This window comes from Methyloceanibacter sp. (assembly GCF_041573655.1).
In the GTDB taxonomy this organism is placed as follows: domain Bacteria; phylum Pseudomonadota; class Alphaproteobacteria; order Rhizobiales; family Methyloligellaceae; genus Methyloceanibacter.
The window spans coordinates 12,884-32,141 of the sequence record NZ_JBFFQD010000021.1; the positions used below are offsets into that span (position 1 = coordinate 12,884).

At 62.8% G+C, this 19,258-nt stretch carries 18 protein-coding genes and 1 pseudogene; 12 read left to right on the forward strand and 7 right to left on the reverse strand.

The annotated features are described in order from the left end of the window. Positions 1 to 34 precede the first annotated feature (34 nt). The 3 genes from ABY454_RS06900 to ABY454_RS06910 are packed head-to-tail and all read right to left on the reverse strand — an operon-like array spanning position 35 to position 5,713. Positions 35 to 3,490, reverse strand: a complete 3,456-nt coding sequence (locus ABY454_RS06900; protein WP_372929444.1) for an error-prone DNA polymerase — start codon at positions 3,488 to 3,490, stop codon at positions 35 to 37. Next, positions 3,487 to 5,052, reverse strand: coding sequence for a DNA polymerase Y family protein (locus ABY454_RS06905; protein ID WP_372929445.1), 1,566 nt, complete (start codon positions 5,050 to 5,052; stop codon positions 3,487 to 3,489). Before ABY454_RS06905 ends, ABY454_RS06900 begins: the two co-directional genes overlap by 4 nt. Beyond that, positions 4,958 to 5,713 (reverse strand): ImuA family protein, encoded by a 756-nt coding sequence (locus tag ABY454_RS06910; RefSeq protein ID WP_372929446.1) that lies wholly within the window; start codon positions 5,711 to 5,713, stop codon positions 4,958 to 4,960. The genes ABY454_RS06905 and ABY454_RS06910 overlap by 95 nt, the downstream gene beginning before the upstream one ends. A gap of 317 nt (positions 5,714 to 6,030) precedes the next feature. On the opposite strand from ABY454_RS06910, the gene ABY454_RS06915 reads away from it, so the two are divergent. From ABY454_RS06915 to ABY454_RS06965, 11 genes and pseudogenes are all read left to right on the forward strand, one after another. Next, the gene (locus ABY454_RS06915) at positions 6,031 to 6,450 is read left to right on the forward strand and encodes a L,D-transpeptidase (RefSeq protein WP_372929466.1); all 420 of its coding nucleotides are present in this window, start codon (positions 6,031 to 6,033) and stop codon (positions 6,448 to 6,450) included. Then, on the forward strand, positions 6,434 to 6,592 hold the full coding sequence (locus tag ABY454_RS06920; RefSeq protein ID WP_372929465.1) for a L,D-transpeptidase: 159 nt from the start codon (positions 6,434 to 6,436) through the stop codon (positions 6,590 to 6,592). The genes ABY454_RS06915 and ABY454_RS06920 overlap by 17 nt, the downstream gene beginning before the upstream one ends. 234 nt (positions 6,593 to 6,826) lie before the next feature. Beyond that, positions 6,827 to 6,996, forward strand: a pseudogene (locus ABY454_RS06925) (Flp family type IVb pilin). Positions 6,997 to 7,153: 157 nt separating this feature from the next. Then, entirely contained in the window at positions 7,154 to 7,840 is a 687-nt protein-coding gene (locus tag ABY454_RS06930; RefSeq protein ID WP_372929447.1) for a DUF1007 family protein, read from the forward strand. Continuing rightward, positions 7,837 to 8,916: a nickel/cobalt transporter gene (locus ABY454_RS06935; RefSeq protein ID WP_372929448.1), complete on the forward strand. Its 1,080-nt coding sequence runs from the start codon at positions 7,837 to 7,839 to the stop codon at positions 8,914 to 8,916. The genes ABY454_RS06930 and ABY454_RS06935 overlap by 4 nt, the downstream gene beginning before the upstream one ends. Positions 8,917 to 9,060: 144 nt before the next feature. Next, complete coding sequence (locus ABY454_RS06940; protein WP_372929449.1) at positions 9,061 to 9,723, forward strand: peroxiredoxin; 663 nt, start codon at positions 9,061 to 9,063, stop codon at positions 9,721 to 9,723. A 400-nt stretch (positions 9,724 to 10,123) separates the two neighbouring features. Then, positions 10,124 to 10,576, forward strand: coding sequence for an NUDIX domain-containing protein (locus tag ABY454_RS06945; protein ID WP_372929450.1), 453 nt, complete (start codon positions 10,124 to 10,126; stop codon positions 10,574 to 10,576). Between the two features lie 55 nt (positions 10,577 to 10,631). Beyond that, entirely contained in the window at positions 10,632 to 11,684 is a 1,053-nt protein-coding gene (gene hemH, locus ABY454_RS06950; protein ID WP_372929451.1) for a ferrochelatase, read from the forward strand. Between the two features lie 91 nt (positions 11,685 to 11,775). Then, positions 11,776 to 12,147 carry a hypothetical protein gene (locus ABY454_RS06955; RefSeq protein ID WP_372929452.1) on the forward strand — a complete coding sequence of 124 codons (372 nt, stop codon included), beginning with the start codon at positions 11,776 to 11,778 and terminating at the stop codon, positions 12,145 to 12,147. 104 nt (positions 12,148 to 12,251) lie between these two features. Next, complete coding sequence (locus ABY454_RS06960) at positions 12,252 to 13,223, forward strand: SPFH domain-containing protein (RefSeq protein ID WP_372929453.1); 972 nt, start codon at positions 12,252 to 12,254, stop codon at positions 13,221 to 13,223. A 15-nt stretch (positions 13,224 to 13,238) separates the two neighbouring features. Continuing rightward, positions 13,239 to 13,688: an NfeD family protein gene (locus tag ABY454_RS06965; protein WP_372929454.1), complete on the forward strand. Its 450-nt coding sequence runs from the start codon at positions 13,239 to 13,241 to the stop codon at positions 13,686 to 13,688. Position 13,689: 1 nt separating this feature from the next. Here the strand turns inward: ABY454_RS06965 and ABY454_RS06970 are convergent, their stop codons facing one another. Genes ABY454_RS06970 through ABY454_RS06980 form a run of 3 tightly spaced genes read right to left on the reverse strand, consistent with a single transcriptional unit; the run spans position 13,690 to position 16,454 of the window. Next, positions 13,690 to 13,923, reverse strand: a complete 234-nt coding sequence (locus ABY454_RS06970) for a hypothetical protein (protein WP_372929455.1) — start codon at positions 13,921 to 13,923, stop codon at positions 13,690 to 13,692. Between the two features lie 11 nt (positions 13,924 to 13,934). Then, entirely contained in the window at positions 13,935 to 15,434 is a 1,500-nt protein-coding gene (gene glpD / locus ABY454_RS06975; RefSeq protein ID WP_372929456.1) for a glycerol-3-phosphate dehydrogenase, read from the reverse strand. Between the two features lie 12 nt (positions 15,435 to 15,446). Next, positions 15,447 to 16,454, reverse strand: a complete 1,008-nt coding sequence (locus ABY454_RS06980; protein WP_372929457.1) for an SIS domain-containing protein — start codon at positions 16,452 to 16,454, stop codon at positions 15,447 to 15,449. A gap of 433 nt (positions 16,455 to 16,887) precedes the next feature. Here ABY454_RS06980 and ABY454_RS06985 point away from each other — a divergent pair, with 433 nt between their 5' ends. Next, complete coding sequence (locus ABY454_RS06985; RefSeq protein ID WP_372929458.1) at positions 16,888 to 18,330, forward strand: outer membrane beta-barrel protein; 1,443 nt, start codon at positions 16,888 to 16,890, stop codon at positions 18,328 to 18,330. On the opposite strand, the gene galU is transcribed toward ABY454_RS06985, so the two are convergent. After that, a complete protein-coding gene (gene galU / locus ABY454_RS06990) occupies positions 18,327 to 19,199 on the reverse strand; it encodes a UTP--glucose-1-phosphate uridylyltransferase GalU (RefSeq protein WP_372929459.1) in 873 nt (290 codons plus the stop codon). The two genes, ABY454_RS06985 and galU, sit on opposite strands and share 4 nt — an antisense overlap. Positions 19,200 to 19,258 lie beyond the last annotated feature (59 nt).

A 19,258-nucleotide genomic window follows, 5' to 3' on the forward strand; every position in this document is an offset into this window, starting at 1 on the left:
GCGGCAGCATATCGGGTTTAGCCGCGCCCGCCAGTCAGTGAAAGTCGCGGGATTTGGGGACAATGCGTGCCTCGCGGGGATGGCAGCGCGGGTGCCAGCGCGGATGACGCGCCTCTCCATTGTGGGCCGGCTCGCCGCTCTCGGGACGTTTGACGTGGTCGGCAGGAGCGAGGCTGATCTCCATGGAGGCGCTATCGTCGTCGAGCCGGGAGAGCCAATGGCTGCGGTCTTCCAGCCGCTCGGCCACCACATGAATAATGTCCTCGTGGCGCTGCACGCGGCCATGTACCACGATGAGCCGTGCGCCCATGACGACCTTGCGTTGCCGCTCCAGCACTTTGGGCCAGATCACCGCATTGGCGATGCCGGTCTCGTCCTCGATGGTCATGAATACCACGCCGGACGCGGAGCCCGGGCGTTGACGCACGAGAATGACACCGCCGACGGAAACGCGCGCGCCGTTGCGTGTCTCTTTGAGTGCGATGCACGGCAGAATGCGCGCGGCGGTGGCGTCCGCGCGCAAGAAGCTCATCGGGTGCGCTTTCAACGAAAGCCGCAACGTGCGGTAGTCGTTCACCACGTGCTCGGCGAGCGACATGATGGGAAGGGCGATGTTCGTCTCCGTGCCCGTCTCGGCGGCCTTGGCATGCTCGAACAGCGGCAGGGGAATGTCCTTCGGCAACCCGCGCAGTTCCCACAAAGCTTGGCGGCGGTCGAGGCCGATGCTGCGGAAGGCATCCGCCGCGGCAAGCGTCTCGAGGCTTGCGCGCCCCACGCCGCTGCGCCGCCACAGATCCGGCACGTCGCGATAGGTCGCGTGGCTGCGTTTGTCGATGAGCGTTTGCGCATGTTCCTCGCGCAGGCCGTCGATCTGTCTAAGCCCAAGGCGCAGCGCACATTTTGTTTGCGCTACCGCGCTTCGCGCTACTTGAGCGCGATTTGTCTGCACACCCTCGCTTCGCGCACCTTGAGCGCGAGGCTCCAGCGTGCAGTCCCACAGGCTCGCATTAATGTCGGGTTCGCGCGCTTCGACGCCGTGTTCGCGTGCGCAACGCACGATCTGCGCGGGCGCATAAAAGCCCATGGGCTGTGAATTCAACAGCGCGCAGGCGAAGACATCCGGGTAATGGCATTTGAGCCAGGACGACACATAGACGAGATGGGCGAAGCTCGCCGCGTGGCTTTCGGGGAAACCATATTCGCCGAAGCCTTTGATCTGGTTGAAGCAGCGCATCGCGAAATCGGGCGGGTAGCCGCGCGCGGTCATGCGGCCGACCATCTTGTCCTTCAGCGTGCCGATCGTGCCGCGGCGCCGGAACGTCGCCATGGCGCGGCGCAGCTCGTTGGCTTCGCTCCCGGAGAACTTCGCCGCCACCATGGCAAGGCGCATGGCTTGCTCCTGGAATAGCGGTACGCCCATGGTCTTGCCGAGCACTTTGTGGAGTTCGTCATGAGGCCCGTGGTCCGGATGCGGCGAGGGAAACTCGACCGGTTCGATGCCGTCGCGCCGGCGCAAATAAGGATGCACCATGTCGCCTTGGATAGGGCCGGGGCGGACGATGGCGACCTCGATGACGAGGTCGTAGAAGGTGCGGGGCTTCAGCCGGGGCAGCATGTTCATCTGTGCACGGCTTTCCACCTGAAAGACGCCGATGGAGTCCGCGCGGCAGAGCATGTCGTACACGTCCGGGTCGTCCCATGGCACGGTGCCGAGCGTGATCTCCTTGCCGTAATGCTCTTTCAGTAGCGCGAAGGCCTTGCGGATGCAGGTGAGCATGCCGAGCCCCAGCACATCCACCTTCAAGATTCCCAGCGCATCGAGATCGTCCTTGTCCCATTCGATGACGGTACGGTCCTCCATGGCAGCGTTGCCGATAGGGACCGTCTCCGACAGAGGGCCGCGCGTCAGGACGAAGCCGCCCACATGCTGGGACAGATGGCGAGGAAAGCCGATCAGCTCGTGCGCCAGTTCGAGGCAGCGCGCGAGCAACGGATCGGCAGGGTCTAGCCCAGCCTCGCGCACATATTTCTCCGGCAGCTCAGCGTTGCTCAAGCCCCAGATGGTGGTGGCGAGCGCGGCGACCGTATCTTCCGAGAGGCCAAGTGCCTTGCCGACTTCGCGCACTGCGGAGCGGCCGCGATAAGAGATGACGGTCGCCGCCAGCCCAGCGCGGTCGCGGCCATAGCGCGCGTAGATATATTGGATCACCTCCTCGCGGCGCTCATGCTCGAAATCGACATCGATATCGGGTGGTTCTTGACGTTCGGGCGAGACGAAGCGCTCGAACAGAAGGTCGATCTCCGTGGGGTTCACATTGGTTATGGCGAGGCAGTAGCAAACGACGGAGTTGGCGGCGGAGCCGCGGCCCTGACAGAGAATGCCGACCTGCCGCGCGTAATGCACAATATCGTGGACAGTAAGAAAGTATGGCGCGTAGTTGAGCTCGGCGATGAGCGCGAGTTCCTTTTTGATCGTGCTGCGGACATTGTCGGGCACGCCATCGGAAAAACGCCATGTGGCGCCTTCCCAGGTCAGATCCTCCAAATGCGATTGCGGCGTCTTGCCCTCCGGCACCGGCTCGTCCGGGTATTCATATTTCAGTTCGTCCAGCGAGAATGAGCAGGCGTCGGCGATCTCGATCGTGCGGGCAATCGCGTCTTCGTGTCCTTCGAACAGGCGCGCCATCTCCTGCGGAGGCTTCAGATGCCGCTCGGCGTTGGCTTCAAGGTGAAAGCCGGCGTCCGTAATCGTGCACTTCTCGCGGATGCAGGTAAGCACGTCCTGCAAAGCTCTGCGGTGGCTTGCGTGATAGAGCACGGCGCCGGTGGCGACGAGCGGCGTGCCTGCGCGTTGTGCAAGGTCGGCAAGCTGTGCGATGCGAGCGCGATCCTCGCCGTGATAGGTGTGATGCGCGGCAAGATAGAGAGGCGCGGAAAGTTTCTGCTTGAGACGCAAGAGCTGTGTCTCGAATGCGCGTAACGCATCCTCCCTCCCCCTATAAGGGGGAGGGTCGGGGAGGGGGTCACGCAAAGCTGTGGTTTGACCCCCACCCGCCGCCGCACTTCGTGCAGCGACTCCCTCCCCCTTGCAGGGGGAGGGATCATCGTCAGGCAGCGCAATGAATATGAGCCCCTCTGCGTGCGCGGCGACATCGTCGAGGAAGAGGGTGCAGTCGCCTTTCTCGGCGCGGCGCTGGCCGAGGGTGAGCAGGCGAGAGAGCCGGCCGTAAGCTGCGCGGTCTGTCGGATAGGCGAGTAGAGACGGAGCGTCCTGCAAATGCAGCCGCGCACCGACGATAAACTTGATGTCGACTTCTTTCGCCGCGAGATGGGCGCGCACCACGCCGGCCAGCGTATTGGCATCGGCGATAGCGATGGCCTCGTAGCCAAGTGCCTTCGCCGCCGCCACCAGCTCCTCGCCATGAGATCCGCCCCGTAAGAAAGTGAAGTTCGTGGTGACGTCGAGCTCGGCGTAGCGCGGGCCACTCATGGAAACACCCCATGCAAGAACCAGCTCGGGGTTTCCTCCGCACTGTCTTGATAGAGGCCTTCGCGAAACACCCAATAGCGGCAGCCATCGGTGTCCTCGATGCGGTAATAGTCGCGCGGCCGTGCGGTGGTGTGAGCGGTGATCGCGCGCCACCATTCAGGCGCGATGCGCTCCGGCCCTTGCGCCTTGGTCACACGGCGGCTGATGCGGCGCCAGGTAAACCGGGCGGGCGGGCCTTCCGGGATCTCGGCCATGACGGATAAAGGTTCCGGTCTTGCCAAGAGGAAGAGCGGGCGCTGCGGCTTGCCGGCGTCATCGCTCCAGTCTGACAGCCCGGCGAAGGCGTCACGCGCCACTTGCGCAAGCTCAGGGATGTGACTTGCCTGCGGAAAGAGACGGCGCACGGCGCGAAGGCCTAAGCGATTGGTCAGCGCATCGATCAGGATTTCGGGCGTGATGACAGTGGCGTCCACGGTGATATTTGCCTGAGCCTCGCGCAGAGGCTCGGTGGCAAGCGCGGCCAGCGTCATCAAGTCGACGCCGAAGCCCAGGTCGATGTCTTCGAGTTTGTCCTGCAACAGCCGCACGAGGTGAGAGCCGGTGCGCGAGGGCGCGCTCATGCCTGCTTCGATCGCGGCGGTGGAGCCGTCGGTGCGTGCGGCCCACAAGACAACGCGCCGTGCGCCATGGCCGGCCTTCGTTAGGGTTTGGCACAGCGCCGCCGCCAGCTGGTCGAGATGGGCGACGATGCCGTCATGGGTGATGAGCGGCTCGGCAAAGACGCGCCGCACAACAAAGTCCGGCGCCGGAAGGAGAGCGTCGTGCGGCTCATGCCGCGCCCCCAGCGCCTGATCGAGACGGCGCAGGACGCATTCCGCGGTCGCTTTCGAATGGAAGCGCCGCTCAAGGCTCGCGCGCGGCAGCGCATAAAGCTGGCCGATGCGTTTGAGACCGAGCCGCCGCAGCAGATGCACGGTGTCAGACTCCAGACGCAACGCCTCGACGGGAAAGGAGGCAAGCGTGCTGTGGAGCGTTTCATTGGGCACAGCGCTTTCGGGTGCGACGGAGGGTGTCTCTTTCGCGAAGCGGGCCAGCGCGTGCGCGGCGCCCAACGTCTCGGCGGCTCCAAGCCGCGCAGTCAGGCCAAGGCGCGCGAGCCGCGTTGCGAGATCGGCAAGGAGCGCGTCTTCGCCGCCGAAGAGATGAGAGACACCGGCAATGTCGAGCCACAGCTCGTCATCGCCGTCCACGTTGAGGGCCGGGCTGTAGCGCGAGGCCCAGCGGGCGAGCGCCAGCAGCATCTCGGCATCGTTGTCCGGTGCGGCGGGGGCGGTGAGAAGCTGCGGGCAGATGGCGCGGGCATCGGCAAGCCCGAGGCCGGGTGAGAGGCCGTTCCGGGCGCACGCCGCGTTGACGGCTGTCAGTTTGAGACCGCGCGCCTCATTGCCCACGAGAGCAAAGGGCCGGTCATCCGGCGGCGGTGTAATCCTTAAGCGCGCTCTCTCCCGCTTCAGCCGTTCGATCGGAAGATGGGGGAGCCACACGCAGACCACCCGGCTCATGCGGCGACTCCACACGGAAATCCCGGCCGGGTGCGGTCCCACGGCATCGCTCCAAGGAGAGGCGCCAACAGGCCGTGCCTGGTGCGCTTCGATCGAAAGGGACGTGAGCGCTGCCTTCCGTGGCGATGCGCCAGCGGGTCAGCGTCCCGGGCACGCCCGCAGTCCCGTGGGAGGAGAGGAGAAGGCACGGGGTGCGGGCGGCTTGCGCGGCAAGGCCGAGGCGCCGGGCAATGAGGTGTGTCTTGACGTCCGTCTGCGCCAGGCCGGCGATGAGCGCGCCGCTCTTCAGGCCTTCTTTCAGCGCCCAGGCCGCTTCTTCGGCGGTGCGGGTCTCGACAATGAGAAAGCGCGACGGGTCCAGCCCTGCGCGCAAGAGGCCTGGTCCATAGGGGCGGCCCCATTCGCGCATGGCGGTCTGCGTGAGGCACCACAGCACGAGACCCTCACGCCGGGTCTGCATGGCCTCGGCAATGACCGACAGCGCAAAGCCGAGGGCCGCGGGCGTATCGCGATAGGCGTGCGGCTTGACCTCGTGCAGGCCGCCTTGCTCGAAGGCGCCAAAAGGGCTTTCCGCGTTGTCGTTGGAGGCGGAGGGCGACGTTAAAGAGCAAGCGGGACGGGGAGGGGCCGCGCCCGGTGCGGGGGGTGTGGCCAGAGACACGGGAACCTGCTCAAGCGCACGAATCGAAGCCCGTAGCTGCTCAATCAGGACCCTCCCCGTGGATCCGCTTGCTCTTTGGTCAACGTCAGCCGGCGGAACGAGGGCACTGGGGTCGCCGTCTGGAACGTTGTTACGCATGACTAGGGTACTCCACTCTCGTTCCTGTTTTGTTCTTACCCTTGAGTCGGGCCGAAGTCAAGGCGGGGCGCCTTTCGCCTGTCTTTTCGGGGGTTTTTCCCGCGGCAGGACAGCCGTTTGCATTCCAGTAACCAGAATCGCTCCAAAACGGACGAACAAGTCAGACGGGGGTTTTTGTGATGCGTATCCTCGGTCTTCGGCCCTTTGCGGCCGTAATCGCCGTGTTTTTCGCCTTTTCGCCGGACCAAGTCTCGGCGGGGCTCTTCGACTTCGGAGCCTCTAGCCAGCGCCGGCCGGTACCGGCCCGCCATTTGGTGACGTTTCCGCCTGGCTATAGGCCTGGGACCATCATCGTCCAGTTTAGCCAGCGCCGGCTTTACTACGTGCTGCCCCAGCAGCAGACCATCAGCTATCCCATCGGGGCACCGAAGAGCGATGCGCGATGGTCCGGTGAGACCTATGTTCGAGAAAAGCGGGTGAACCCCGGCTGGACGCCCACGCCTGAGATGCGGCGCGAAAACCCCAATCTGCCGGCCCATGTCCCGGGAGGGCACCCCCAAGAATCCCTTAGGCGTGCGGGCCATGTATCTCGGCCATAGCCTCTACCGGATCCATGGCACCGACGCGCCCTGGACGGTGGGGCATGAAGTCAGCCACGGATGCATCCGGATGTTCAATCAGGACGTGGCGGATCTCTATCAGCGCGTGCCTGTCGGAACCCGAGTTGTCGTGATGTGGTGAACGCTAAGTAAAGCCGATGTAAAGCGTGGGTTAATTCGACTAAAAAAAACGGCGAATTTGCTCGATTCTCAAATTTTTTGTTTTTTGTTTGTTTACTATAGAAGCTACGTCGCTGTTGGATCAGTTTAACCAGTACATAATAGTTCAATGCTAGCTTTCGCACAAGGTTCCAACGGCGACTGGCCGGGGCGGGGCCGTTGTGAGGATGTTTGAACTCGGAAGGGAGTGTCGAAAATGGGGACTTCTGTTGTGCGTTTCGTCAAGGACGAGTCTGGTGCCACGGCCATTGAATATGGCCTCATCGCTGCCGGTATCGCCGTCGCCATCATCACCGTCGTCGGTACGGTCGTACCAACCTGACGGCTACTTTCCAGTCCGTCGCGAACAGCATGGCAGGCGGCTAAGCCACGCAAAGATTTCTACAATGAGCGGGATCCAGCTTTTCGGAGCTGGGTCCCGCTTGTTTTTTGTGCAGGGCCTGGCCGCAGCGTTGCTGGCCAAGCCCCCAATCCTCCATAATTCAGGCTTAAGCACACGCTCGCAGTCGAGGGAGCTTAGGCGTTGATTGACGGGACCCATCACGGGCGTCATTTCTTCTTGAGCCTGTGGGTGATCGGCGTGGCCGTGGCAGGGCTTGCGCCGAGTGCTTCCGCACACCCTCATGTGTGGGCGACGGTGCGCTCGGAGATCATTTTCGGGCCGGATCAAAAAGTCACCGGCATCCGCCACGCTTGGACATTCGATGAGTTCTATAGCGCCATGGCGGTGCAGGGACTCGATGCGGATGGCGACGGCAAATATTCCAAGGAGGAGCTCGACCCGCTCGCCAAGGTGAATGTCGAATCGCTGAACGAGTTCGGCTACTTCACCTTCGTGCGCGAGGCGGGAAACGACAAATTCCTGCCGCTCAAGCCGCCCGAAGACTATTTGATCGATTACGACGGCACTGCGATCACGCTGCACTTCACACTGCCGCTGCAGACCCCTGTCGATCCGAAGGCAAAAGATGTCACGATTGACGTCTACGACCCCTCCTTCTTTGTGGCGTTCGGGTTCGCCGAGAAAGCTCCGGTGAAGGTTTCCGGCACGCCGGCGGAAGGGTGCACAGCCAAGGTGGATACTCCCGATTCGGAAGCTACCGAGGCCGCCAAGGCCCTCAGCGAGTCTTTCTTTAGCGAGCTTGGGCCTGGGTCGGACTACGGCTCCCAGTTTGCCCAGACCGTCAACGTCACTTGCGCATCGTCATGACCCGGCTCCCTTTGATGGTCGTGGTTTTGGCTGTGGCCCTTCTCTTCGGCGCCTCGGCCGAGGCGATGGCGCAAGCGAGTCCGCCGTCTGCATTCGGTACTCCGTCTCAGCCATCAGCCGCACCGCCTGCCTTCACTGCGCCAGAGGCTGCCGCACCGAAAGCCGCGCCGCTTCAAGCAAGGGGACCGTTGGGCGGTCTTCTGAGTCGGATTGCACAGACCCAGCAGAAGCTGCAGCGGGAATTGGCCGCGGCCGTCAAGCGTCTGAAGGAGGGCGATGCGCTTGCCGCGGGACTTTTCCTGGCTGGCTTGAGCTTTGTCTACGGCATCGTTCATGCGGCCGGTCCCGGACACGGTAAGGCGATCATCTCTTCTTATGTGCTGGCCAACGAGGAGACCGTGCGCCGGGGCATTTACATTTCTTTTCTTGCCGCCGCGCTCCAGGGGCTCACGGCGGTTGTGCTCGTGAGCATTCTGGTGGTCGCGCTCAACTCAACCGGCTTCCAGGTTACTGCCTGGGTCAATCAATTGGAGAGCGCGAGCTACGCGCTCATCGCGCTGGTCGGCCTCTATCTGTTGGTGACCGAGATCATTCGGCTCTGGCCCCGCCGGCGCGGAGGTGGCGCGCATAGCCACGGACATCACCACCACGATCATCATCATCACGACCACGATCATGACCACGGTCATGAAGACTGTGAGCCCTGCAATCACATGGTCGATGCGCGCGAGCTTGCCGGACCGTTCTCGTGGAAGAAGATCGCTGCTGTCGTATTCTCGGTCGGCATCCGGCCGTGCTCTGGCGCGGTGCTGGTTCTCATCTTCGCTCTCGCGCAAGGCCTGTTCTGGGCAGGCGTCGCCGCAACCTTTGCCATGGCGTTCGGGACAGCGATCACCGTGTCGATCCTCGCAACGATGGCGCTGGGCTCGCGTGAACTTGCGCTCAGGCTCGGCGGCGGCAACGCCCGCTGGGCTGACGCGGTCTGGACGGTCTGCGCCATCGGCGGGGCGCTGTTGGTGTTCACGCTCGGCCTTCTCTTGTTTGCCGCATCGCTCGGCCCGTCGCGCCCGTTCTGAGATGCCTCGCGGGCAGAAAGTAGGTTGTCCCAAAGGAGCATATGTGAGCATGGCGTTTCTTTTTTGCCGCACGCCAATTGCAGTCAGGGCGTAGGACCGCCTACATCTGAAGCCAGCGCCCGTATCACAGTGAGGAGAACAGTCATGACGCTTCAACTCGGCGATACCGCCCCGGACTTTGAGGCGGACACCACGGAAGGTTCGATCCGTTTCCACGAATGGCTCGGCGATTCCTGGGCCGTGATCTTCTCCCATCCAAAGGACTTCACGCCGGTCTGCACCACCGAGCTTGGCTATATGGCCAAGATCAAACCTGAGTTCGACAGGCGGGGCGTCAAGATCATCGGTCTCAGTGTCGATCCGGTCTCGTCCCACAAGAAGTGGATCGAGGACATCAAGGACACGCAAGGCACGGCGCCGACCTATCCGATGATTGGCGATCCCAACCTCAAGGTCTCCAAGCTTTACGGCATGCTGCCGGCGAGCGCCGGCGACACTTCGGACGGGCGCACGGCCGCCGACAATCAGACGGTCCGCAACGTCTTCGTCATTGGACCGGACAAGAAGGTCAAGTTGATCCTGGTCTATCCGATGACGACGGGCCGAAACTTCGACGAAGTGCTGCGCGTGATCGACTCAATGCAGCTCACCGCAAAGCACCGCGTGGCGACGCCGGTGAACTGGAACGAAGGCGACGACGTGATCATTGCCGGTTCTGTATCCGACGACGAGGCCAAGACCATCTACCCGAATGGCTGGAAGGCGCCGCGGCCTTACATTCGGATCGTTCCACAACCTAAGGGATAGGTTGAAACTCCGAGGATAAGTCATCGGTTTAGATTGGAAGCACCACGCCACTTTGTGTAAAAGGGATGCATGCGGAGTAACCGGTTCGTAGCCAAATTTTAGGAACGAAGTGTCGGTGCCTTCGGGGCCGGCCGGATCACCGGGCGAAATCGATGTCTGACTTTCATGACCTACCTCCGCCTGGAGCAGGGGAGGCTTCGCGTGAGCGTGCGAAGAAGATGGCCGATCAGATCGTGCTTCTCATGACGGGGCGCGGTCCGAACGGTTCGACTTCCTCGCCTATGTCCTGGCCATGGCGCTGAGAGAAGTCAGGCGGCTGGTGCAGGACACGCGCTAGGCCCACGCCGCATAGACAGCGCTACAAGACTTCACCACAGATTCTCGCCGAGATTTCATTGCCATGGGATTTCCGAAGACCCCTGCGGTGACCGTCGATTGCGTCATCTTCGATTCACAATCGCGCGTCCTCCTCATCCGCCGCAAGAACGATCCGTTCAAGGGCGCGTTCGCGTTGCCCGGCGGGTTTGTCGATCTCGGCGAGACCGTCGAGGCGGGGTGCCGCCGCGAAGTGCATGAGGAAACGGGCCTGGATGTCGGGGATCTCCAGCTGGTCGGCGTCTATTCCGATCCGCATCGCGACCCCCGTGGACATACGGTGTCTATGGCCTTTCTGGCAAAGCTCCCCGCCGCCCCGGCGCCGGTGGCCGGCGACGATGCCGCCTCCGCGGCCTGGGTTGGCGATTGGCGGGCGCACACGCTTGCCTTCGACCACGCTCAAATTCTGGTAGATGCCGAGAAATTGGCGGAACGCGGCGCTCCAGGTGCGGCTCAAGGTACGCCTCAAGAAGGCTAGGCGGATCCGGCCCGATGGCCTATCTAAGGGGCCAGGGCTCTTTAGGATGCCGCAAATGAACGAAGCGCCGCGAACCGAAGCTTTCTCCGACACCTTTGACTGTCGCTCGGTTGCCTACGGAAAGATCGGCGTGCTCTTGGTCAATCTCGGCACGCCGGACGACACCGACTATTGGTCGATGCGCCGCTACCTCAAGGAGTTCCTGTCCGACCGCCGCGTCATCGAGGTCAATCGGCTCCTGTGGTGGCCTATCTTGAACGGCATCGTGCTCACCACACGTCCGTCGAAAAGCGGCGAGGCCTATCGCTCCATCTGGAACGAGGAACTCGACGAGTCTCCGTTACGCACCGTCACGCGCGCGCAAGCCGAGAAGGTTGCGGACACGCTTGGCCACCGCGAGGAGATCGTCGTCGATTGGGCGATGCGCTACGGCACGCCCAGCATTGCCTCCGGGGTGGAAGCGCTGATCAAGCAGGGCTGCGAAAAGCTGCTCGTGTTTCCGCTCTATCCGCAATACGCCGCGGCGACCACGGCGACAGTCAACGACACGGTCTTCGACAAGCTCAAGACCATGCGCTGGCAGCCGGCGCTGCGCACGGTGCCGCCATACCCCAAGGACCCCGTCTATATCGAGGCGCTTGCGAATTCGATCACGGCGCATCTGGCCGATCTCGACTTCGAGCCCGAGGTGATCCTTGCCTCGTATCACGGCCTGCCGAAGGAATACGTGGACAAAGGCGATCCTTATCAATGCCAATGCATGGATACGTCGGATGCTTTGCGGGAGGCATTGGGACCACTTGGCGACGCGCTGAAGACGACGTTCCAGTCACGATTTGGTCGTGCGGAGTGGCTACAGCCTTACACCGACAAGACCGTGGAGGCGCTGGCGCGCGATGGGGTGAAGCGCATGGTCATTTTGACGCCTGGCTTCGCGGCCGATTGCGTGGAGACTCTGGAAGAGATTGACGGCGAGGCTCGGGAAATTTTTCTGGAGCATGGCGGCGAACAGTTCAGCTCCATTCCGTGTCTGAATGACAGCGATGACGGTATTCGCGTCCTGGTCCACCTCATCGAGAGAGAACTCAAAGGCTGGATCGACGAGTAGGAGTGCACGGGGGATGATCTGGAACGCGTTTTCAGTGCTTGGCATTTGTGTTGGCTTGCTCGTGGCAATACCCGCTCATGGTGCCGGTGAATTGGCCCCCGACGAACTTGCCGCCTATGTCGACGTGGTCGGCGCGCCGGGCGACGGCAAAGAGGCGCTGGAGCGGGCGCTGTCCAACCGTCTGCTCGACCGGGGTTTCACGGTAACCGGCAGCCCCGCCATCAATGCGTATGAGATCCAAGGCATCGTCAGCCTCTCGCCTGCGGCCCGGGGCAAGGAGAATATCCGGATCAATTGGATCGTATTCGGCCCCGACGGCACCCGGCTTAGCAATGTGACCCAGTCCCGGGTTATCCGCAAAGGCTCGCTCAGCCGCCGCTGGGGGCCTGCCGCGGATGCCGCCGCGGAGGCGGCCGCCCAGGATATCTTCAAGCTCCTTCCTCCACGAGATTCGGGGCTGTAGAACCGTTCGTTTGAACTCCCGCGGGCCGTAAATCCGGTATAGAACTCGCCCATCTGTTGATTGAAGACCCGGCGCCGCCGCCGGATACCACGGGAGCGTGCCTTATGTTCGGCTTCGATATCTTCGTCCTCGCCCTGCTTGTTCTCTTCGTGATTATCGTCATCGCGGCGGTCAAGATCGTGCCGCAAGGCTACAACTACACGGTCGAACGCTTCGGCCGGTACACACGAACGCTCGTTCCGGGCCTCAGTCTGATCATCCCCTTCATCGATCGTATCGGGCGCAAGCTCAATATGATGGAGCAGGTGACCAACGTGCCGAGCCAGGAGGTGATCACCCGCGACAACGCCATGGTGCGGGTCGACGGCGTGGCCTTCTTCCAAGTGCTCGATGCGCCGCGCGCCAGCTACGAGGTGACCGATTTGGAGCGCGCCATCCTCAACCTCACCATGACGAATATCCGCACGGTGATGGGCTCCATGGATTTGGACAAGCTTCTGTCCGAACGCGACGAGATCAACCATCGCTTGCTCAAAGTGGTCGACGACGCCACCCACACTTGGGGCGTTAAAGTCACGCGCATCGAGATCAAGGATATCGAGCCACCGCGCGACCTGGTCGACGCCATGGCGCGGCAGATGAAGGCCGAGCGCGACAAGCGTGCCGCCATCCTTGAGGCCGAAGGCGAGCGGCAGTCGGAGATCCTGTCCGCGGAGGGTTCCAAGCAGGCGCAGATTTTGGCCGCCGAAGGCCGCCGCGAAGCGGCCTATCGGGATGCCGAGGCCCGCGAGCGCGAGGCCGAGGCCGAAGCCAAGGCCACTCACATGGTCAGTCAGGCCATCAACAAGGGCAGCGTCCAGGCGATCAATTACTTTGTCGCCAACAACTATGTGGATGCGCTGAAAGAGCTGGCCGCGGCCGACAACCAGAAGGTGCTCCTCATGCCGCTCGAGGCCTCGTCCGTGATCGGCGCGATTGCCGGCGTCAGCGAGATCGCTCGTGAGGCGTTCGGCGACTCAAAAAAGGAATCGAAGCCGCGCGGTGGACGCTCCGGCGGGTCGGTTCCCTCGGCCTAACGCGAAGGACAAGAGATGATGGAGACGCTCGCTGAGCTTGGTGCTTGGAGCTGGATGATCGCAGCAGCAATTCTGTTTGTGCTGGAGTTGGTCGCGCCGGGTATCTTCTTTATGTGGTTCGGTGCTGCCGCCTTGGCGACCGCGCTGATCGTCTTCCGCTACGACATCACCTGGCAGTGGCAGCTCATCTGGTTTTGCGGTTTGTCGCTCGCCTCGATCCTGCTGGTCGGCCGCTATTTACGTGGCAATCCGCTTAAGAGCGACAAACCTTTGCTCAACAAGCGCGCCACGCAGCTGGTCGGCCAGTCGTACGAGCTTGTCGACCCTATCGAGAACGGACGCGGCAGCGTCCATGTCGGCGATACGATTTGGCGGGTGAAGGGGCCGGAATTGCCCAAGGGTGCGCGCGTCAAAGTGGTCGGTACCGACGGCTCGGTTCTAACGGTCGAAGCCGACGAGGCTTGAGCTACGCGATCGTTGTGATCTCGGAGACCTCGCTGGGCATCTCAGCGGTGGCATTGTCCTGGGACCATAAGCCTGTTGCGTATCGAGTGCTGCCCGAGCCTTCGACCGCCACATCGGTGAAGCCAGCCTTACGGAACTCGTCGGCAACCATTTCGTTGGTCGCGATGCTCTGGAGGAGGCTGAGCTGGAGGGTTGCGCGGTAGCGTTTTCCCTTTTCGACGGTGAACTGCGGCATGTCTTCTCCACTCAGGTTCCAGCGAACCATTCTCTGACCGCGTTACGGCCCGGTTCGTCAAGCAGCAAATGAAGTTTGGTGCGGCGGAGCAGAAAGTCGTCCGCCGTCATGGCGTCCTCTGCTTCGGCTGCATATTCAAGCTCGGCCTCAAGAACGCCGGGCGCGACGTCCTTGGCCGATGCGCGGTCGGCTTTGAGGCGCGCGAACAGATCCTCGATCCGGTCACCATAGGTGAAAGCCCAGCGGTGGCGTGTCGCGGCCGGAACACTGTCGGGCCCCGCCTCGGCCTTTGCCTCCAAGGCCGCGCGGTCGAGCTTGCCGCCATAAAGCGGCACATTCTTGGTCCAAGAGCCGCTCATGCTGAGGCCCAACGTCTCCAGGTTTGCGAGCACGTCTTCAGCGAGAGCGCGATGCGTGGTGAGCTTGCCGCCATAGATCGTGAGGAAGCCGCCGCTGCCTTGGGCGCACGCGACCAATGTGGGGCTCCGGCTGATGCGGCTCGGCTTCGTCTCCGTCCCGCCATGCAGTGCTCGCACGCCCGACCAGGTGAAGACGATATCCCTCTCGGTGACGGTGCGGCCCGGCGTGGTGAAATAGCGATTATAGGCGTGGACGAGATAGGACTTCTCATCCGGCGAGCATTCGGCGGTGCCGGGATCGCCCTCATGGGGGACATCCGTCGTGCCGACGATGAGGAAGCGGCCGTCGATCCAGGGAATAACGAAGACGATGCGTTCGCCCTGGTCTTGCAGCGTATAGGCGCAAGGCTCCGGCGGGTCCGGCATACGAAGTACGATGTGGCTGCCGCGCACCAGGCGCAAAGCTTGTGGCGGCGGGGCGGCCTCCGTCATGGCATCGATGTTGGGGACGAAGGGGCCGGCCGCGTTGACGATGAAGCGCGCCGTGATCTGGCGCTTCGTCCCGCGTTCATCGAGCTCCACGGTGTAGCCGTCTTCCGCCGCCGCGATCGCCGTCACGGTGCGGCGGTTGAGAATATCGGCACCCCGGCTGCGCGCATCGAGGAGAACGCTCAACGTGAGCCGCGCGTCGTCGGTCTGGCAGTCGTGATAGTGCAGCACCGCGCGTAAGTCTTCTTGGCGCAGGCGAGGTAGGTGTGCGGTCTCTGCTGCCGAGACCCGGCCGCTGGCCGGGAGCCCATCGCCAAACGACAGAAGATCGTAGAGGGTTAGACCTGCGTGCACGAACCAAGCTTTGCGTTCCTGCCAGCTATAGATGGGCAGCAAGAACTTTAGCGGCGCGACGAGATGCGGTGCGGTGCGCAAGAGCTCGGCACGTTCGGTGAGAGATTCGCGCACCAGGCCGACTTCCACGTGCTCAAGATAACGCAGGCCGCCATGGATGAGCTTCGACGACGCTGACGAAGTGGCGCACGCATAGTCGCCCTTCTCGGCGAGGATTACCTTGAGGCCGCGTCCGGCCGCATCACGTGCGACCGCAGCGCCGTGAATCCCGCCGCCGACAACAAGGAGATCGAAGCTTGAGCCGCCCACCCGCGCGGGGTCCTACACCACGCCGGCGCGCAGCAGGTCGTGGATGTGGATGATGCCGACAGGTCGTCCGTTCTCGACCACGAACAACGCCGTAATCGACGAGGAATTGATGACCTCGAGTGCGGCGGAGGCCATGAGGTCGGGCGTGACCGTCTTGGGTCCGGGCGTCATGATGTCGGCCGCGCGGGCGACGAGCAGGCCATCGCCCATGTGACGGCGCAAGTCGCCGTCCGTGATGATGCCTTTGAGGACGCCGTCGTTGTCGACGACGCCGAGGCAGCCGAGCGCTTTTTCGGTCATGACGACGATCGCCTCTGACATGACGGTGTCTACGGACGTCAGGGGAAGATGATCGCCGTGGTGCATCAGGTCGCCGACAAATTTCAGCCGTGCCCCGAGCTGACCGCCGGGATGCAAAACGCCGAAGTCCAGCGCCGTGAAGCCCTTGCTCTCCAGCAGCGCGATGGCGATGGAGTCGCCGAGGGCGAGCTGCATCATGGTCGACGTGGTGGGTGCCAGCCCATGCGGACAGGCCTCCTTGGCTTGTGGCAAGGCGAGAACCACCTCGGCCGCTTGGGACAGCGTGGAGTCTGGTTTCGACGTGATGGCGATAAGCGGCACGGCGAAACGCCGCGAGTAAGATAGAATGTTGCCAAGCTCCACGGTCTCGCCGGACCAGGAGAAGGCGAGGAGGGCATCGTCCCTTGTGATCATGCCTAGATCGCCATGGCTCGCTTCGCTCGGATGCACGAAAAGGGCAGGCGTGCCCGTGGAGGAGAGGGTGGCGGCGACCTTCAAGCCGACATGGCCGCTCTTGCCCATGCCGGTGACGATGACCCGGCCGCGGCAGCCGCGCAGGATATCGAGGGCCTGGGTGAAGTTCTCGGCGAGATGCGCCGTCAGAGCCGCTTGAAGCGCGCTCAAGCCCTCGGCCTCGAGTTGCAGGGTCCGCGTGGCCGAGGCCACGGCTTCGCTGCTGTTCTCGGTGTGCGAGAGATCCTGCTTCAACCCGGCTGACATGTGATTTTTCTCCCCTCGAGGCGTCGATTTTAGCACGGAATGCGGCGACGAAAGGTCCAAGCCGCGCGCCAAGGCCCCGCGCCATTTCGAAACACCTCTAAACGGCCCGTTAACCCTCTTGCTCCTAGGCTTGAGTATCCACGGGTGTTGGTGCCGACCTCGCGATTTTTCGCGGATTCTAGGCCTTTCACCGAGTTTTTCGATCGAGGTGCGTCCTTGCCGCGTCGCCACACGTCCAGCGCAGCGGGCGCGCTCGCTGCAGCCTTACTCGCCGCTCTTTGTGCGCCGGCCGCCGCTCAAGATGCGTCGGTTCCCCGGGGCCCAGCTTCCGGCCGCTCCACCTTTGCGCGGCAGCATCGGCGCGCAGAGTGGTTCTGAGGCGACGCCGCCCCTCTCTCGTACCAGGCAGCGCCGGGAGGCCGAGCGGAACGCCGTGAACAGGAGCGTCACGTCCGATGGCGTCTTTAACACCCAGACACCCGGCAATCTGGCCAACGACCCAGCCTTGACCCCCGCGCCGCCGGCCTTGCCCGCGCTGCCGGCCGCACCTACCCCGCCGCCCCCGCTCGGGGGCCTGGGCGATGGAGACGATCAGGCAGTCGACGTGGCTCGGGAACAGGGCCCTGGGATCACCATGCCGGCCGGAACGCCTTTGGTGGGAGCGCCACGCGCGTCCGACAATGTTCTGGACAACCGGCCGGTTCTGCCGGAGCGAACTCGGCTTGACCCTTACATGCCCATCGGGATGAAGCTTGGCAGTTTCCTGCTCTACGCCGAGACTGAGGTCGGCACGATCCTGACCGACAACGTGCTGGGAACGCCTATTCCGCGCTCGGACTATGCCTTAGAGTTTGCGCCGAACCTCGTGCTGCAATCGAATTGGACCCGGCACTCCTTCACCGCCTCGTTCGAGGCCGACCGTAGTTGGTACAAGGAGTTCCCCGTCGAGGACACCAAGACTTACGCGGCGGCTCTTCGGGGCCGGCTCGATATAATGCGGAGTTCCAGTCTTGAACTCGACTTGACTAAGTCGCAAACGCAGGAAGGCCGAAACTCGGTCAGTCTGGTAGACATCGCGGGCTTTCGGACGAGCATACAGCAAGAGGGCATCAACGCGGCAGCGGAACACACATTCAATCGCTTGACGCTGCGGGTCCAGGGAGCCGTGACGGACTATCACTATGGGGACGCGGGCCTTGGGATCTTTGATCCGGTGCTTGATACAATCATTCCGCAACAGGACATCAGGGACTACCGTGAGGATGAGCTGCGGCTGCGTGCCTCCTATGAGTTCAACCCGAGGCTAACGACGTATGTGGAAGGAGAGATTAGCCGGGAGGAATACGAGCAGCCGATCGCCGTGAGTGGGATAACACGCGACTCCAACGGCTTTGCGGCTCTCTCCGGCGTTACCTTCGCATTCAGCGACGCGCTCAGCGGCGACATAAATTTCGGTTGGGGCGAACAGACCTCGATCGATGACTCCGTCGGTCCCATCGAGGGACTCCTGCTAAACGCTAACGTCATCTGGCAGCCGACCCCGATGACTTTGGTTGAGTTTATTGCACGGTCGCAGGTCTCGACCACGACGCTCGTGGATTCTCTTGGGGCCATCGACCGCTTTTATGAGCTATCTCTACAGCAGGCGATTTGGCGCTATCTTGTCCTCGGCACCTTTGTCAGCTACGAAATTGCCGACTACGCTGCCACGCCTCAGGTCGACCAGCGCTTCAGCACCGGCGCATCGGCGGAGTGCTACTTCAATCCGTATATGTCCGTATACACGGAGTATGACTACAGGGACTTCTTCTCCAACAATGAGTTTGATGACTTCACGGAGAACCGCGTGCGGATCGGCATGCGCATTCGGCGCTAGATCAGCTTCTTGATTTCGACGGCAACCGCATCGCGCAAATCGGGCCGTTCCAGCGCAAAGGCCACGTTGGCGGCAAGAAAGCCAACCTTCGAGCCGCAGTCGAAGGCGCGGCCTTCATACTCCACCGCATAGACGGACTGGCTCTTGAGCAGCGCCAGCATGGAGTCGGTCAGCTGGATCTCGCCGCCGGCGCCTTTCTCCTGCTCGCCGAGGAGTCCGAAAATCTCCGGCTGAAGAACATAGCGGCCGAGAATGGTCAGGTTCGACGGTGCGGTGCCCGGCGCGGGCTTCTCCACCATGCCAGTCACGGGAAAGACGTTTCGGTCGGCGTCGCCGACCGCCACCACGCCATAGCTCTTCAGTTCGTCGTCAGGCACGGGCTCCACGGCGAGAATATTGCCGCCATGCTTGTCGTAAACGTCGAGCATTTGCGCCAGGCATCCCTTGCCGGGCGACTGCACCAAGACGTCGGGTAAAACCACGGCGAAGGGCTCGTCACCGACAATGTCACGAGCGCACCAAACGGCGTGGCCTAAGCCCAGCGGCGCTTGCTGGCGGACAAAGCTGGCGCTGCCGGCCTCGGGCAGGGCCTCGCTCAGGAGTTTTAGCTCGGCCGTCTTGCCCCGCGCGCGAAGCGTCCCCTCCAGTTCGGGCTGCATGTCGAAGTGGTCTTCGATGGCGCCCTTGTTCCGGCCGGTGACGAAGATGAAATGCTCGATGCCGGCCGCGCAGGCCTCATCGACCCCGTGCTGGATCAGCGGCCGGTCGACCACTGTCAGCATTTCCTTGGGCATCGCCTTGGTGGCGGGAAGAAAGCGCGTGCCGAGCCCCGCGACGGGAAACACGGCCTTGCGGACGCGAGCGGTCATTCACTCCTCGTTGGACTGATCCGTAACCAGCGGGTTCCATTCCCCTTGAGGACCTAGAA

Excerpts from the sequence above, each read along its gene's own strand:
- ABY454_RS06945 (WP_372929450.1), top strand. The coding sequence starts at position 10,124 with ATGGGATTTCCGAAGACCCCTGCGGTGACCGTCGATTGCGTCATCTTC.
- ABY454_RS06965 (WP_372929454.1), top strand. The coding sequence starts at position 13,239 with ATGATGGAGACGCTCGCTGAGCTTGGTGCTTGGAGCTGGATGATCGCA.
- ABY454_RS06940 (WP_372929449.1), top strand. The coding sequence starts at position 9,061 with ATGACGCTTCAACTCGGCGATACCGCCCCGGACTTTGAGGCGGACACC.
- ABY454_RS06905 (WP_372929445.1), bottom strand. The coding sequence starts at position 5,052 with ATGAGCCGGGTGGTCTGCGTGTGGCTCCCCCATCTTCCGATCGAACGG.
- ABY454_RS06960 (WP_372929453.1), top strand. The coding sequence starts at position 12,252 with ATGTTCGGCTTCGATATCTTCGTCCTCGCCCTGCTTGTTCTCTTCGTG.
- ABY454_RS06935 (WP_372929448.1), top strand. The coding sequence starts at position 7,837 with ATGACCCGGCTCCCTTTGATGGTCGTGGTTTTGGCTGTGGCCCTTCTC.
- hemH (WP_372929451.1), top strand. The coding sequence starts at position 10,632 with ATGAACGAAGCGCCGCGAACCGAAGCTTTCTCCGACACCTTTGACTGT.
- ABY454_RS06980 (WP_372929457.1), bottom strand. The coding sequence starts at position 16,454 with ATGTCAGCCGGGTTGAAGCAGGATCTCTCGCACACCGAGAACAGCAGC.
- ABY454_RS06920 (WP_372929465.1), top strand. The coding sequence starts at position 6,434 with ATGTATCTCGGCCATAGCCTCTACCGGATCCATGGCACCGACGCGCCC.
- ABY454_RS06970 (WP_372929455.1), bottom strand. The coding sequence starts at position 13,923 with ATGCCGCAGTTCACCGTCGAAAAGGGAAAACGCTACCGCGCAACCCTC.
- ABY454_RS06915 (WP_372929466.1), top strand. The coding sequence starts at position 6,031 with ATGCGTATCCTCGGTCTTCGGCCCTTTGCGGCCGTAATCGCCGTGTTT.
- galU (WP_372929459.1), bottom strand. The coding sequence starts at position 19,199 with ATGACCGCTCGCGTCCGCAAGGCCGTGTTTCCCGTCGCGGGGCTCGGC.
- ABY454_RS06900 (WP_372929444.1), bottom strand. The coding sequence starts at position 3,490 with ATGAGTGGCCCGCGCTACGCCGAGCTCGACGTCACCACGAACTTCACT.